Source organism: Bowmanella sp. JS7-9 (genome assembly GCF_004329715.1).
GTDB lineage: Bacteria > Pseudomonadota > Gammaproteobacteria > Enterobacterales > Alteromonadaceae > Pseudobowmanella > Pseudobowmanella zhangzhouensis.
Genome location: NZ_JXSY01000034.1, coordinates 1 through 443 on the forward strand (window position 1 = coordinate 1; position 443 = coordinate 443).

Genomic DNA, 443 nt, shown 5'->3' on the forward strand with positions numbered 1-443 from the left:
GCTGAGGATAGAAGCTGACTTGAATCACGCGGGGGATTGCTCGGGCTTTCCTGCCCTCACCGCTGCGCGGCCAGCCTTCGGCTGTCCAAAATTGTTCCCGACAATTTTGTCGAACCCGCAGGGGATCGAAATCGTAAAGATCTCCAAATAAAAAAGCCCACTCAAATGAGTGGGCTTTTTTATTTGGCGTCCCCTAGGGGATTCGAACCCCTGTTACCGCCGTGAAAGGGCGGTGTCCTAGGCCTCTAGACGAAGGGGACAGAAAACTGTTTTACAAAGCGTTGCTTTGTAAGTTTTCTGTTCAGGTGAGCCGAGCCTGTGAGGCGAACGACCTATTCCTTTGCAGAAAACTATTTGAGTTTTACTACCCGGGAGTTTCCTCCCATTCAGACTTGCGTCTGGCACATGCTCGCCAGGACAAAAACATGTGACTTGTAAAGTTG

At 50.6% G+C, this 443-nt stretch carries 1 tRNA gene; it reads right to left on the bottom strand.

What is annotated here, in order from left to right:
- Positions 1-184: 184 nt before the first annotated feature.
- Positions 185-260 (bottom strand) — tRNA-Glu (locus TK45_RS15765).
- Between the last annotated feature and the right edge of the window lie 183 nt (positions 261-443).